Below are 12,888 nucleotides of genomic sequence, written 5' to 3'. Positions count from 1 at the left end.
CGCGGTCAACGGCTCAGCCGGGCCTGCGCGCCTCCCTCTCGGAGGACTTGAGTTCGGGCGGGGTACAGCCACTCAGCGCCGGGGCAGCAGGGCCCACAGCAGTACGGCTGCGACCAGGGCCACGACCACAGCGGGCTCGGATGTCACCGGGCCCTGCGCTGGGTACCGGTGACCAGGGTGGAGCCGCCGGACATCACGGGCTTGCCGATGACCGCCTTCGACCGCTCGCGCTCCCAGTCGAACGTCTTGCGCAGCGCCAGGAAGTGCTCGAACACCTCGTCCGAGATCTCCACCGGCTTGAGGGCCCACTGGTCGGCGGTCACGTGCAGCACCGCGCCCGCGTCGCACTGCGGCATGGGGTGCTTCTCGCCCTCGGCGTCGATGATGTGATCCGCCCGCGCGTAGGCCGTGAGCTGGAGGGACACGTCCGCGTAGGTGTCCTTCGACGTCTTGTAGTCGAGCATCACGGTCTCGCCGTCGATACGGCAGATGGCATCGAAGGAGCCGGCATAGGTGTGCCGGTCGCTCCACGCCACGTCTTCCATGCGCAGGAATTCCGGCTGCGCACGGTCAAGGAACTCCGCGAAATGCGCCCGGTACGGTTCAAGGTCGGGGTGGACTCGGCGCACCGTCTCACCGCGCGCCAGGCGCTCGAAGAGGTCGTGGGCATCCGAGCCGAGGGCCGCGCGCTGCTGCGTGTACCGCCGCGCCGCGCCCTTGAGATAGTCGATCGCCCCGTCCGCGTCGTTCAGCGCCAGGCCCACCACGGAGCCGAGGTTCTGCACGGCGCACTCGGCCGTCATCTTGGCCTGCCAGAAGGCCAGGAACGGCTTGGGGAGACACGAAATGATGCTCGTGACGCCGGGGGCCTTGATGCCGCTCTCGGGCTCCACGTAGAACCGTGAGCCGCCCCGCATGATCGTGTTCGCGCCTGCCATCCGTACCTCTCCGCCCTCCCCGCCGCGGCGGGGGTTGTCGTCTGCGGAGGGCTTGAGTTCGGGAGGGGTACAGCGTGGATGACAAGGAAGCAGAAGACCTGCTTCAGGAACCTTCTTTCCTCATGCACACGTAGGAAAAGAAGGTTCGAGAAGCCGTTTTCTAGCTTCTCCGAGCGTGATCAAGCCTCCGATCGTCACTCTGTGCTGCTCGCATGTGGACGGAAAGTGGTCGACACCCCAGGTACACGAAAGCCCCGCCCCCTGTCCTTGAGTTGGCTCTGAAGGGAGCCAACGGAGGCCAGCATGACTGACAACGGCTGGCGCAAGGGCGCTGGTTGGCGCTGGTGAACCTCAGATTGATCACGGCGCTGGCCTGTCAGTCCTCGCGGATATCCTCGCCAAGAGCAGCGTGATCAAGAGGGGGAAAGATGGCCAACCTGCGGTCTGGCGAGTTCAGCGATCACCAGATGAGGCGGTCTGGAGACTGCCTCATCTGTGGCCGCCCCATTGGGGCAGAGGGTGAGCCAAGGCCCGGCGATTGGATGCCAGAGGTCGATACCAAGCGTTCATTCGGGCTCCATAGTCGCCGTGAGGACTGCACGGACCGATGGATCGATCCCGGCAGCGTCCATACTGTGCCCTCCCGCGCTCTAACTCAGATCTGGCCACCCGTGTGTGTCTACTACTCAGGAAGCGTGTGGCGCGTCACCTCCGCGTGTGAGATGTCAGATAGCAGCACTCCTTGGCTCGGCATCGCAGTGCATCTGGAAAAGTACATCGCGGATTCGACCGTGCCCCACAAGGCCAGCAGCCCTATAAGAGTGCTGTGCCAACCCAACGATTTGTGGATCTTGGCAGGGAGAGGGAAAGGAGCAGTCGACGCCCCGCTCTACAGTCTGCGAACTGTGCGCAGCGCAAAGGATGCGGAAGAGCTCACTCCGCAGGAGTTCGAGCGTTTGGTTGCTGATCTGTGTTATCGCGACGGCCTTCGCCTAGTACAGGAGCATGGGCGGCCGGGCGACCGGGGAGCGGACGTGATCGCTGAGAGGGCAGATGGGTACCGGTTTGTCTTCGATTGCAAACGCTACGTTCGTGGATCCGTCGGTTTTGAGGATGTCGCCAAGCTCGGGGGGACCGCCCGTCAAATCCATCACGCCGACCTCCCAGCCGTCGTCACCCCCGGCAGCTTCACTAAACGTGCCTTGGAATACGCGATCCAGCAGAAGATAGCTCCCATAGGGCGGAGCGCGCTGGACGCGTGGATCCGGGGAACCTCCCTCCCAAACGTCCTTGACTGGACGTCGGTCCCAGCCGGTCCTGCCATCTTCTGATCTGACGCCGAACCTTGTCCACGTCTGGTCCACACTCGCTGATCAGCAGTGGGAATCCGACGGCACGGAGTGAGACAGACCAACAGTGCGAAAGGGTCGCCCCAACTCGGGGCACCCATTCTGACCAGCGCCTACGCTGGTCTCGGCGGAGACTGTGGGATTCGAACCCGCAGTGACATCGGTGCCCCGACGGTTTTGACAACCGCGCTCCTTCAGAGGCTGGGACGTACCAACCAGGAAACGAAAATGGCCCCCACGACCGATCCGGAGACCGGCCACGGGGGCAGGGGGAGCGTCAGCGAGCCCGATTGATGGACGGCACGCCGTCCCGGTAGCCGAGCACCTCGGCGCGTACTCGGGCGTCCGCCGCGCGCTGCTCGCGCAGCTCGCACGGTGTCACCGTGGCCTGCGGACGCTCGTCCACGGTGTTCAGTACGTTCTCGGCGGGGACCGCCCGGAGTAGCTTGATCAGTGCGTATCGCATTTGTATTCCCTCGTGCGCGCCATTGCTGCATCCACCTGGCGGTAGAGGTCGGCAAGGGTTCCGTTATTTGAAATCGTCAACTCGCCCACTTTTAGGGGTAGTTGTTCTGACTGGTGCGCCATGAAGCTGACGCCGGCTCGCTCGACAGCCCAGACGGTGAAACCTCGCGCTTCGAGGGCGCGGACCTCGTTGTCGAAGCGGACGTCCGGCACGACGACGGGGCGCCCGTCCCCTGCCAGCCGTACCGCTTCGGCCTGGTTGATCAGCGCGTCCACCCAGTGGCTGGCGCTGACGTGCTCCCGCACGCCTTCCGTGCCGAGCCGCTGCAGGAAGCAGCGGGCCTCGGGATGTCGCTCCTTGACTGTCTCCCAGCCGGATTCCCGTACCGCCTCGGCGAGGTGCACGGGGCGGTACCCGAGCTGTGCTGCCTCGTAGCAGATCACGGGGTCTACCCCGAGGGCCATGTCCTTGAGCGGGTCGGCCAGCGCCATGCGCTGAAATCCGTGCGCTTCGACCAGCCGGGCGGCCACGGTGTCCTTGCCGCTGCGCGCCCGGCCGATGATCCCGATTCCCTGCACTCCTCACCCTCCGTCGTTGGCAGAGGGGTTGAGTTCGGGAGGGGTACAGGTTCAGCCGAGCCGGCCCCGTTCCTGGTCCTTCTTCGAGAAGGCGGGCAGGAGCACCGTCTGGTCCTCGGCCGGGCGGGCCGCCTGGGCGCCCAGGATGGCCTCGGCTTCCTCGCGGAGCACAGCACGGTGGTTGGGGGTGACCCGGGCTCGTGCGCCGCGGCCCAGGAGGAGGGTCACGCCGGCGACGAGGGCCCCGACCGTGGGTTCGGTGTGCTCGATGCCGGCGAGGGCGGGAACCCACGCTCCGAGGAGCGAGAGAGCCGCCACGACGGCGGCGCGGACCATCACGGGATTGTCGCGGATGTCGTCTCTCATGGTCATGCCCTTCCGGTCACGCGGACGGCTTCGGCGACGACCGCGCCGAGGGCGGAGACGCCCGCCAGCGGGGCCGCGTACTTCCATCGTTCGATGGCCCGTAGCCGTGTCTCATGGTCGGCCAGCTCGGCGGCCGTGGTGGTCTGTGTCTGGGTCAGGCCCCGTACGTCGTCGCGCAGGCCGACGATCTGGTCGTAGATCTCGCGTGCGGAGATGCTGACGCCGAGGGAGTCGCGTTCGTTCACGCCGCCGTCACCGCCTCGGGCACGGCGCGCACCAGCTCGGCGCGGGCGGCTTCCTTCTTCGAGGCGGGCCTGACGGGGCGGAAGGTGATGGAGCCGTCCGCGTTCTTCTCCATCGTCCACAGGCCCTCGCCCATCGGGTCGGTCGGCGAGGGCCTGTCCTTCTCCGGGGGTGTGGCCGGCTTGGCGGGCTGGGGCTGATCCGGTTTGGCCGGTGCCGGGTTCACGGGCGCGGGCTTGGGCTTCGCGGGGGCCGGGGTCAGCAGCTTGTGCAGTGAGGCGGGGCCGGGGATGCCGTCGGCGTCCGTTCCGGTGTAGCCGAGGGAGCGCTGGTACTCGGCGTAGGCCAGCCGGTCCGCCTCGCTCCAGCGGGGGCCGGGCCCTTCCTTGTAGTGGCGGCCGAACCCCTTGTCCACCAGGGCCTTGCCCAGTGCGGTGATGTGCGGGCCGTACGCGCCGGGGCCGTACTCCTGGCCGTCGATGCTCACCCGGGCAGCGTCCGGCTTGGCTTTGTCGGGCTCAGTCGGCTTGGAGGTTTCGCCGGGGGTGGGCTTGGCGGTGGCCGGGATGTTCAGCTCCTGGCCCTCGTTGATCTGGTCGGCGTCCTTGACGCCGGGGTTGAGGGCAAGCAGCGCTGCAACGGTCGTGCCGCACAGTGCAGCGATCGCGCCGAGGGTCTGCCCGCGCTTCACCGTCCAGCGGCTCCCGCCGGACGGGGTGCCGGTCGTGCCGCCAGCGGTGCTGGTGAAGGCGGGGCGGCCGAAGCCGAGGATCATCGACCGCGGACGGGTGCGGTAGTAGACGCCGTCACCGTTGTTCTGCGAACCGGCGTTGCCGCTGGAGGTGTTGCCCTCCACCGTCCGTACGCTGGCCCCCGGCTCGGCGTCGGCCAGCACGATGCCGACGTGGTAGGCGATGCCGTCGCCGGTGTGGAAGAACACCACGTCGCCGGCCTTCACCGCCGACCGCGGCCCGTACCACTGGCCCCGGTTCTTGAAGAACTCGACGTGCGAGGGGCAGTAGGCGAACTTGCCGACCGCTGCCGCGTTTCCGGTCTCCTCGGCACAGTACGACACGAACATGTCGCACCACGGTTGCCAGTTCATGGGGTACCAGCGGCCGAAAACAGTGTCGTTGTTGCGGCCTTCCCTGTACTTCTGGTCGGCCCACTTCCGCGCCTCGGCGAGGAAGGCGTTACAGGAACCCAGTTCGGGCTCCTCCTTTCGAGCATGCGAAAAGCCCGCCCAGGTCACGCCCGGACGGGCCTTTCAAGCGGTGGAATCCACCGCGCTATATGAACTGCGGCGCCTTATCGACCTGCGCCAGCTCCTCGTCGCTCAGGTCGTCCTCGCCCAGGGCCGTCACGGTCGGCACCCAGAAGGAGGCGCTGGAGGTGTCGGTGGCGGGGGTGTTGCCGCGCAGGAAGAGGCGGTCCGCGCCGTCGCCTTCGGACCAGCCGGAGCGGCCGGGCCAGCGCCAGAACCATCGCAGGGTGCGGTACTTGATCGCGCCCAGGCCGGGGACGTCGTAGGACCGCATGTCGTCGGGGCGGACCACGGCGCACCGGTATCCGCCCGTGTCGTGGGTGGTCTTGCCGGTGTTCGTCTTCAGCTCGACTTGCCAGTCCCGGGCGGAGAACAGGCGGGCCTCGACGCGCAGGACGGGTTTGTTCATGCCGGAGATCGGTACCTCGGCGAGGTCCACCCAGCCGGGCCCCTGGAAGCGGTGTGCCGAGCCGGGGTAGACGGCAACCGACTGGAAGCGGTCGGTGCGCCCGCCGCGTGGCGGGGTGCGTTCCATGTCGCGCAGGCGGCGTTCGAGGTCGGCGAGCTGGTTCACCAGGTTGGGCTCACGGACCAGGGAAGCCCGTCTCATCAAACAACTCCTCTTGTACCAGGGACAGCTCGCACCGGTCGGAGCCGTCGGCGTCGATCACCACCCGCGCCTCGGTGATCACGTACCAGCCGTCGATGCGCATGAACTCGTTGCCGGAGACGAGCCGGATCTTCTGGCCCGCGTTCGGCTCGAAGTCGCGTGGGTCGAAGGTGTCGGGGTAGGTGATCACCCGGGGTGTGACGATGCCGGTCGCGCCGAAACGCAAGGCGGTGTCCCCGTGGAGGTCGAGCGTGCTCTGGTGCTTGATCGATCCCATGGTGTTGACCACGTCGCGCTGCGGGAACTGTCGGCGCAGCGCCTTGTTGTCCCGCCTGGACCACACGCCGGCGGTCTTGTCGCTGCCGCTCGCGCCGATGGTGTACGCGGTGGTGGCGATGTTCTCGCCGTTGAGGAACAGCTCTTGGATTTCGCAGGTCTGCCCGTCCACGAGGGCGGGCAGTTCCTTGCCGCTGGCGTCGACGGCCGGGCGCGGCTTGCGGTCGGCGGTGTTGCGGATGCCGTGGCGCAGCTCGGTGCCGTCCGTGCTCCGCCATGCTTCGCTGCGGAAGAAGAACCCGCCGATGTTGTCGGCGAGATCCTGCATGACGTCCAGGGAGGGCTTGAACTCGTTCTCCAGGAACGACATTTCCCGCTTGCGGGGCATGGCCGTGACGGCCGCGGTGGTGGTCTGGATGCCCCACTCGGCGCGCAGGGCCATGCGCTTGAGGATGTCGGACTGGAAGTCGCCGCCGCGTGCGGTGGACCACCCGCCGTAGGCGTGGTTGGTCTCGTAGTACGACAGGAAGTCGCGGCCGGCCAGCTCCAGCGTCCGCTCCTGAAGGTCCACGCGCATGTTCCACACGATGCCGCCCCAGACCATGACGCCGTCGCGGACGATGCCCAGCACGGTGCGGAACGGCTGGATGGCCGGGTACCGCAGCGCCGCGTCATCGAGGGCGGCCAGCGGGATGGTCACGCTGGCCTCGGAAGGCTTGTCCACGGACCTGCGCCACCCGACGCTGACGAACCGGGGCGAGGCCCGGTAGGCGGCCTTCCAGCCCCGTTGGCGGAAGCTGTCGGGGTGCCACCCGGTGCTGCCGGTGCCCCGGGTCTGGTCAAGGCCGGGGTCTCCGTCGGGTATGAATTCGTACAACCGGGCCTCGTAGCCCGATTCGGTGACCGCCAGCGCGGCCCCCTCTCATGCCGAAGGCCGGCCGCGGTGGCCGTGGACCACCGGACCGGCCCTTGTGTGTCGTGCGGGTGTCAGCGTTTGGGGTACGCCACCGCGTGGAGGTAGGTGAGCTGTCGCGTGGTGCGGATGGTGGCCTTGGTCTTGTCGCCGGCGTGCAGCGCGGCGAAGGACTGGACGACGACCGGCACCCCGGCAGGGGCCTCGACCTGCGTCGCCACGTCCGCGCCGCATCCCTTGGGCGTGCGCAGCGGGCGGGCGGGGGCTCGGAAGACGGTGGCCAGCTTGGTCTCCGCCGCTGCGCCGGTCTTCACGCGGATCTCGATGTCGGCGGAGGCCGGGGCCTGGTCGGGGAAGTCGGCCCACCACGAGGAGGTGAGTTCGATCTGGCGCGGGTACGGCTTGGCCTCGAAGCGCACCTCGCCGAACAGGACCCAGCGCACATGCCCGGTGACCACCAGGTTCGGGGCCGCGTAGTCCTCGCGGTACTGCGCTCCCGGGCCGGCGAGCGGTACCCAGGTCCCGGCGGCTGTCCGCGCGTACTCCGCCCCGCTGGCGGTGTCCAGGTAGAGGGTTCCCGGTGCCGCCATCAGTCCCCTCTCGGGTGCAGGGCCACGCGGAGGTAGTTGTCGTGCGGCCGGTTCGCGCTGATCTTGAATGTCATGCCGGAGGTGTTCTGTCCCTGCTCGGCGCGGAACGTCGCGTCCATGGCGTACGTGGCGCGCTGGCCGGCGGGGATGGTGTGCATGGTGACGGTGTCCGTGCCGCAGCCGTTCGCCCAGGCCGGGGCCCTGAACATCACGGCCAGCTCGTTGGACGCGCCCTCGCGCACCCGCAGCGACACCGATTCCGGTGTTCCGCCGGCCAGCGTCCCCCACGCCATGGCCTTGATGACCGCCACGCGGTCGTAGAGGGCCGGCTCGACGGTCAGGGAGGCCAGAGGCTTCCATGTGCCCTCATCCGCCCCGGTCAGCGTCGTGGCGGGCGGGAATGCCTCGGCATAGCCCATGCCCCGCCCCGCGCGCCGCCAGGTCCCGGAGCGGTCGGCCCAGTACCGGTCACCGGTGCGTGTGTCGGTGTACCGGGCTCCTGGTGTTGCTATGTCGTGCTCCCTTGGTCCGGGTAGGCCGTGGCCCGCAGGAAGGTGCCCGGTTCGCTGTCCTCGGCCTTGACCGTGCACACCCCCGTGGCCCGGGGTTCGATGCCGTTGCAGTGGCCCACCAGGCGGTAGGTCGCCGATGCTCCGGCCGGTAGCCGGTCGTAGGTCGAGACGTCCGCGCCTCCGCCGTCCGTCCAGCACGGTTCCCGTGTGGCCTCGCCGACTCGTCCCGTCAGGGTGCGGCCGTCCGCGAGGCGTACGTCCCGCGTGATCGTGGTGGTGGTCGAGTTGACCCTGGTGGTCGTCCCGGCGGAGTGCCACGCGATCGAGGCGTCCACCGACACGATCCGCTCGTAGGGTGCGGCCGGGATCACGAGCGCGCCCAGTTCTACATCCGGGGAGGCGTTGCCGGTGGGCGGCATCCTGAACGTGTACTTGTTGTTCTCGATCCGGGCCGCTCCGCTGACCGGTCGGCGTTCCGCGGCCTGCCAGCCACCGTTCTGCAGAGCGGTGTAGAGGGCTCCGGTGCGGGTGTCCACGTACGTGGTGCCCGGTGTGACCCGCTCAGCCACCGCCACCTCCGCCGGCGGGCTCGACGGCGGTTACGGCCGGGGAGGCGGTGAAGCCCGGGGGCGGGCCTTCGCCGGCAAGGATGAGGTCGCTGGAGCCGACCTTGAACGTCTTCCCGCCGGTGCCGGACTCCGCCACCCACAGTGCGCCGTCCAGCGAGTACAGGACCGCGCCTTCGGTCGGTTTGCCGGGCGCGGAGGTGGCCGTCCCGATGCCGACGACACCGGCCGCGGTGACCTTGAACCGCTCGGCGCTGATGTTCTGCTTCACCACCAGGTCGCCGCCGACCGTCGCGCCGGTGTTGGCCGCGACGGTGCCGGTGTCGCCCTTGGCGCCCTTGAGGCTGCCGAGGAGCGACCAGTCGCCGCCGGTCTTGTTGAACAGGCCCATGGTCGCGGTGTTGATCCACTGGTCGCCGTTCAGGCCCTCGAACTTCGAGGGGTCCACCGCGTGGGCGTAGAACTTGTTGCCGTCGCGGTGCCAGCCCTCGGCCGTGCGGACGAACCGGTTGCCGGTCGTGTAGTTCGTGTACTGCGTGCCGAGCCGGAACCGTGCCAGCTCAGCGGGCGAGGGGTCCTCGCCGCGCGCCGGGCCCGTGCGGGTGATCAGGTACTGCCCCCACCCGTAGGCGAACCGCTGGTCGTAGTCCGGGGGCAGGTCGATGGTGCCGTCCGGGTAGCGGCTGAACCTCGCGACGATCAGCCGCCGTCCGCCCTCAGCGGTCGGTGCGGGGATCTCGGGGAGCACCTGGGGGACCAGGGCGTTGCGCAGGTCGCCCCGGGTGATGTCCTCGACGTACAGGGCGATGTAGCCGGCGCGGATCGAGGAGGGCACGGGCACTTGGAGGGCGGTGTCCGACTCGATCCAGTAGACGCCGCCGGCTTCGTCGCCGTCCTTGGCCCAGGCCCGTCCCGGGGCCAGGGCGATGTAGCCGGGGCCGTTCATGGTGGACAGTGACGGCTCGAACGCCTCGCGGCTGTCGAAGCCGGCCACGAAGTCCTGCATCGAGCCGAACATGCGGCGGAAGACGTGCGCCGGGTAGTCGGCCTCTTCCTGGAATCCGACGGTGATCACACGAACCTCCCGGGCTGCCACTCGACGTGGCCGCTCGCGGCCCCGTCGTAACTCGTCTTGGTCTGCTCGATGGACACCTCCACCGTCCGGCCCGCCTCGGCCCGCACCCATTGCGTGTGCGTCGGCGGGACGGCCGTACCCGTGCTGGTGCCGTCGGCGTAGTGGGTGAGTGTCGGCGAGCCGACCGCGGGGACCTCGACCACCAGGCGCTCGCCGGCCGTCAGCCGGAACGGCGTCCCGTCCGGCCATTTCTGCACGCCCATGCGGCCCACCACTGCGCCGTTCTCACGGCAGACCAGCGTGGGCCCTTCGATGGGGCCCCGGATCTCTGCCGACAGGGCCGCGTCATCCATCGACCCGTTGGTGAGCATCGCCCTGCGGGGAGGCCCCCACCCGCCGTTACGCGGGATGTTCAGCGGCATGCGCAGGGCGCCCCGCCGCTGGAACCGGAAGCCGCCGCGCTGAAAGTCGGTGGATGCTTCCAGCTGCTTGAGGATCGGGTGTACAGCCCTGATCCATGGCTCGGCGCAGTCGAGCTGTACGTCCACCAGCGGGTGGAACTGCCCGTACGTCTCGTCGATGCTGCTGTCCCTCTTGCGGACACGTCCGTTCACCCGGGCCCACGCGCCCTGGGCGACGCCCGGCAGCGCGAACTCCAGGGGCCGCTCGTTGCGGGAGTGTGTGAAGGCCGCGGCCACCTCGCCCATGAGCAGATCGAGGTGTTCGGAGGAGTCGGCCATCACCCGGAACGTGATGCTCACGACGCGGCCGCGCATGTAGTCGCGGCCGGGCAGCAGCCCGTCATAGTTGACCAGTTCGAGGTCATGGGCCTTGATGTCCGGCATGGCGGCCAGGCCGTCTACCCGGACGGGCAACAGGGGCGAGTCTCCGCCGAGGAGCACGCCTCCGTAGCCCAGCGTCCACGGCACCCCCGCGAACGGGATACGCGCCGACTTCATCTCTTACCGTCCAATCCGCAGCTGCCATGCGACCTCGCGGCCGATCTCGCGCGGGTCCGCGTTGGTGTTGGCGTTGACCGTGATCGGCGGATTCCACCGCTGCCCCCGCGTCTCGTCCTTGCGGGTCTCGCGGCCCTGGCCGGCACTGCGCGCGGCCGTCTTCCCGAACTCGCCGACCACGCTTCGGCGCATGACCTGCTGAAGCGGCTGGAGCGCGTCGGCGAACGGGTCGCTGTACGCCACGGCCGACGGTCCGAAGTCGGCCGCCAGGGTCATCAACTGCGGCGTGGCGGCCAGCGTCATGACGTTCGACGCCGGGGCGGCCATCGGCATGGAGAAGCCCATCACCGCGTCCTTGATGCTCGACATCACGCCGCCGACGGATACGGACTTCAGGCCGCTGATGAAGCCGTTCACCGCGTCCTTGCCCTTCTGGACAAGCCACGAGCCGGCATCGCCGATGGCCCCGAGGACCTTGTCCTTCAGGCCCCGGCACCAGCTCACCAGGTCGCCGAGCTTGGAGACCGCGCCGTCCTTGGCCTGGCCGAACCAGTCCTTGAACTTCCCCGGCAGCTCGCCGAGTTTCGCGCAGTGGTCGCGCACCCAGCCGACCGCGCGGGATACCGCGTCGGAAATGGCCTGCCAGACCGTTGCAGTTACGTTTCTGCACGTGGACCAGGCGGCGGACAGCTTGTCCTGCACCCACTGGGCGCCCTGGGACGTCGAGCTGGTGATCCACTGCCAGGCTGAGCTCACCTTGTCCGAGCACCACTGCCAGGCTTCACCCGTCTTGTCCTGCACCCACTGCCAGGCGGCCGGCACCTCGGTACGGACCCAGGTCACCGCCGTGGCGATGCCCTGGCGCATGGCCTCCCAGGCTTGCGCGAAGAGGTTCAGCGCGCCCATGGTGGCCTGGAGCCCCTGTACGAACTGCATCAAGATCCACGATGCGAGATCGACCAGGAGTTGCATCGCCTCCGGGTTGTCCGACAGCGCGTTCATCACGCCGCGCAGTGCCTCGGCGAGGGTGTTCAGCGCCTGCGGCGCGAACTCCGACAGGGAGACCAGCAGATCAGCGAAAGCGCTGGTCACGACCGCCAGGAAGCTGATGAAGGCGTCGAAGACCTTCGTTAGGGTCGGCGCGTTCTGCGCGAGCTTGACGAAGAAATCGCCGGTGATGCTGCCGAGTTCGGCGAAGCCCGTCGAGACGTGCTCGACGAACTCGTTCATCCCGGACTCGTTGAGCGCGCGAGTCAGGCGCGGCAGCAGCTTGTCCGCGAATCCGGTCAGGCTCCTGACCAGGGGGTCGATGTACTGGCTTCCGGCCTCGAAGAAGGACCGGAACATCCCTCGGGATGAGCCCAGCCACCCCCGGATGTTGTCCAGCGCGGCCTTGACCGGCCGCTCCATCACCGAGGCGGCGTCCGAGAAAACGGACTTGGCCTCGGAGGCGACCCCGGAGAAGGAGTCCTTGAGCTTGTCGGTCCCCAGGGCCAGCGCCGCGATGCCGGCGGCCATCGGCAGCAGCGGGACCGCCGCCAGGGCCGCGACGGCGACCAGGCCCGCGCCCGCGACGACCGCGAGGGTCATCAGCGAGGCGACCGTGGCCATCACAGCCACCTGCACGCCGCTTCCGATCGCGCTGCCCGCGGCTCCGGCCGCGCCCGCGATGCCGCCGAACGTCTGCTGCCCTCCTTGGAGGAGGTCAGAGAATCCGGCGCGTACGGAGGTGAACGCGGTGCCGAAGCTGGCCGCGACCATCTCGCCGGCCCCCGACACGAGCTGGCGGGCGCCATCGACCGCGCGGCCGATGTTGCCGAGGAAACCCCGGTCCACCCGCGCCTGAATGCGCACGGTACGCCGCCGCGCGAGCGCCATCAGGCGCGACTCGGCGCGGCCCGCGTCCACATCGGGACGGATGACCGGGGTGATACGACGTGCACGGCGGGCCAGGTCGTCCAGCCGGCCCCGGGCCGTGGCGTCGTCGATGTCCACATGGACACGCACCCGCGCCTGCCGCTCGATGCGGTCGAGATACCGCTGGAGCGACCGGTGAAAGTCCGACGTGTCCGGGAGGACCTTTACATGGACGCGGCCCGCTTCGGACCCGCCCGGTCCCCCACCTGCCAAATGGGACTCCTTGCTAATTGACGAGGAAAGGGGGTGTCCCGGGCTGCTCCTGT

Annotated in this window: 15 protein-coding genes; 1 reads left to right on the top strand and 14 read right to left on the bottom strand. The window is 68.8% G+C overall.

The window, feature by feature from the left end:
• Positions 1-143 precede the first annotated feature (143 nt).
• The gene (locus DXZ73_RS06830) at positions 144-938 is read right to left on the bottom strand and encodes a hypothetical protein (protein WP_116210117.1); all 795 of its coding nucleotides are present in this window, start codon (positions 936-938) and stop codon (positions 144-146) included.
• Between the two features lie 428 nt (positions 939-1,366).
• On the opposite strand from DXZ73_RS06830, the gene DXZ73_RS06825 reads away from it, so the two are divergent.
• Positions 1,367-2,269 carry a restriction endonuclease gene (locus DXZ73_RS06825; RefSeq protein ID WP_116210116.1) on the top strand — a complete coding sequence of 301 codons (903 nt, stop codon included), beginning with the start codon at positions 1,367-1,369 and terminating at the stop codon, positions 2,267-2,269.
• 295 nt (positions 2,270-2,564) lie between these two features.
• Here the strand turns inward: DXZ73_RS06825 and DXZ73_RS06820 are convergent, their stop codons facing one another.
• The 13 genes from DXZ73_RS06820 to DXZ73_RS06760 all read right to left on the bottom strand — a co-directional run bounded on the left by DXZ73_RS06820 (position 2,565) and on the right by DXZ73_RS06760 (position 12,835).
• Positions 2,565-2,753 carry a hypothetical protein gene (locus DXZ73_RS06820; protein ID WP_116210115.1) on the bottom strand — a complete coding sequence of 63 codons (189 nt, stop codon included), beginning with the start codon at positions 2,751-2,753 and terminating at the stop codon, positions 2,565-2,567.
• Positions 2,738-3,331: a hypothetical protein gene (locus DXZ73_RS06815; RefSeq protein ID WP_116210114.1), complete on the bottom strand. Its 594-nt coding sequence runs from the start codon at positions 3,329-3,331 to the stop codon at positions 2,738-2,740. Before DXZ73_RS06815 ends, DXZ73_RS06820 begins: the two co-directional genes overlap by 16 nt.
• 51 nt (positions 3,332-3,382) lie before the next feature.
• Positions 3,383-3,697, bottom strand: coding sequence for a hypothetical protein (locus DXZ73_RS06810; protein ID WP_116210113.1), 315 nt, complete (start codon positions 3,695-3,697; stop codon positions 3,383-3,385).
• Positions 3,698-3,699: 2 nt separating this feature from the next.
• Positions 3,700-3,942 carry a hypothetical protein gene (locus tag DXZ73_RS06805; protein ID WP_116210112.1) on the bottom strand — a complete coding sequence of 81 codons (243 nt, stop codon included), beginning with the start codon at positions 3,940-3,942 and terminating at the stop codon, positions 3,700-3,702.
• The gene (locus DXZ73_RS06800; protein ID WP_275898569.1) at positions 3,939-5,045 is read right to left on the bottom strand and encodes a peptidoglycan-binding protein; all 1,107 of its coding nucleotides are present in this window, start codon (positions 5,043-5,045) and stop codon (positions 3,939-3,941) included. Before DXZ73_RS06800 ends, DXZ73_RS06805 begins: the two co-directional genes overlap by 4 nt.
• A 184-nt stretch (positions 5,046-5,229) precedes the next feature.
• Complete coding sequence (locus DXZ73_RS06795) at positions 5,230-5,814, bottom strand: hypothetical protein (RefSeq protein WP_116210110.1); 585 nt, start codon at positions 5,812-5,814, stop codon at positions 5,230-5,232.
• Positions 5,789-6,967, bottom strand: a complete 1,179-nt coding sequence (locus DXZ73_RS06790; RefSeq protein WP_116210109.1) for a hypothetical protein — start codon at positions 6,965-6,967, stop codon at positions 5,789-5,791. Before DXZ73_RS06790 ends, DXZ73_RS06795 begins: the two co-directional genes overlap by 26 nt.
• A gap of 110 nt (positions 6,968-7,077) precedes the next feature.
• Positions 7,078-7,593 carry a hypothetical protein gene (locus tag DXZ73_RS06785; protein ID WP_116210108.1) on the bottom strand — a complete coding sequence of 172 codons (516 nt, stop codon included), beginning with the start codon at positions 7,591-7,593 and terminating at the stop codon, positions 7,078-7,080.
• Entirely contained in the window at positions 7,593-8,012 is a 420-nt protein-coding gene (locus DXZ73_RS06780; RefSeq protein WP_116210107.1) for a hypothetical protein, read from the bottom strand. The genes DXZ73_RS06785 and DXZ73_RS06780 overlap by 1 nt, the downstream gene beginning before the upstream one ends.
• An 89-nt stretch (positions 8,013-8,101) precedes the next feature.
• Positions 8,102-8,674, bottom strand: coding sequence for a hypothetical protein (locus DXZ73_RS06775; RefSeq protein ID WP_162890085.1), 573 nt, complete (start codon positions 8,672-8,674; stop codon positions 8,102-8,104).
• Positions 8,667-9,746 (bottom strand): hypothetical protein, encoded by a 1,080-nt coding sequence (locus DXZ73_RS06770; RefSeq protein WP_116210105.1) that lies wholly within the window; start codon positions 9,744-9,746, stop codon positions 8,667-8,669. The genes DXZ73_RS06775 and DXZ73_RS06770 overlap by 8 nt, the downstream gene beginning before the upstream one ends.
• On the bottom strand, positions 9,743-10,705 hold the full coding sequence (locus tag DXZ73_RS06765) for a hypothetical protein (RefSeq protein WP_116210104.1): 963 nt from the start codon (positions 10,703-10,705) through the stop codon (positions 9,743-9,745). Before DXZ73_RS06765 ends, DXZ73_RS06770 begins: the two co-directional genes overlap by 4 nt.
• Before the next feature lie 3 nt (positions 10,706-10,708).
• Positions 10,709-12,835: a phage tail protein gene (locus tag DXZ73_RS06760; protein ID WP_116210103.1), complete on the bottom strand. Its 2,127-nt coding sequence runs from the start codon at positions 12,833-12,835 to the stop codon at positions 10,709-10,711.
• Positions 12,836-12,888 lie beyond the last annotated feature (53 nt).

This window comes from Streptoverticillium olivoreticuli subsp. olivoreticuli, assembly GCF_003391135.1.
Classification (GTDB): domain Bacteria; phylum Actinomycetota; class Actinomycetes; order Streptomycetales; family Streptomycetaceae; genus Streptomyces; species Streptomyces blastmyceticus.
Note: the sequence above shows the minus strand (reverse complement) of the source record. Positions and strands in the feature narration are given on the sequence as shown.

Excerpts from the sequence above, each read along its gene's own strand:
- DXZ73_RS06765 (WP_116210104.1), bottom strand. The coding sequence starts at position 10,705 with ATGAAGTCGGCGCGTATCCCGTTCGCGGGGGTGCCGTGGACGCTGGGC.
- DXZ73_RS06820 (WP_116210115.1), bottom strand. The coding sequence starts at position 2,753 with ATGCGATACGCACTGATCAAGCTACTCCGGGCGGTCCCCGCCGAGAAC.
- DXZ73_RS06810 (WP_116210113.1), bottom strand. The coding sequence starts at position 3,697 with ATGAGAGACGACATCCGCGACAATCCCGTGATGGTCCGCGCCGCCGTC.
- DXZ73_RS06795 (WP_116210110.1), bottom strand. The coding sequence starts at position 5,814 with ATGAGACGGGCTTCCCTGGTCCGTGAGCCCAACCTGGTGAACCAGCTC.
- DXZ73_RS06830 (WP_116210117.1), bottom strand. The coding sequence starts at position 938 with ATGGCAGGCGCGAACACGATCATGCGGGGCGGCTCACGGTTCTACGTG.
- DXZ73_RS06800 (WP_275898569.1), bottom strand. The coding sequence starts at position 5,045 with ATGAACTGGCAACCGTGGTGCGACATGTTCGTGTCGTACTGTGCCGAG.
- DXZ73_RS06785 (WP_116210108.1), bottom strand. The coding sequence starts at position 7,593 with ATGGCGGCACCGGGAACCCTCTACCTGGACACCGCCAGCGGGGCGGAG.
- DXZ73_RS06825 (WP_116210116.1), top strand. The coding sequence starts at position 1,367 with ATGGCCAACCTGCGGTCTGGCGAGTTCAGCGATCACCAGATGAGGCGG.
- DXZ73_RS06780 (WP_116210107.1), bottom strand. The coding sequence starts at position 8,012 with ATGGGCTATGCCGAGGCATTCCCGCCCGCCACGACGCTGACCGGGGCG.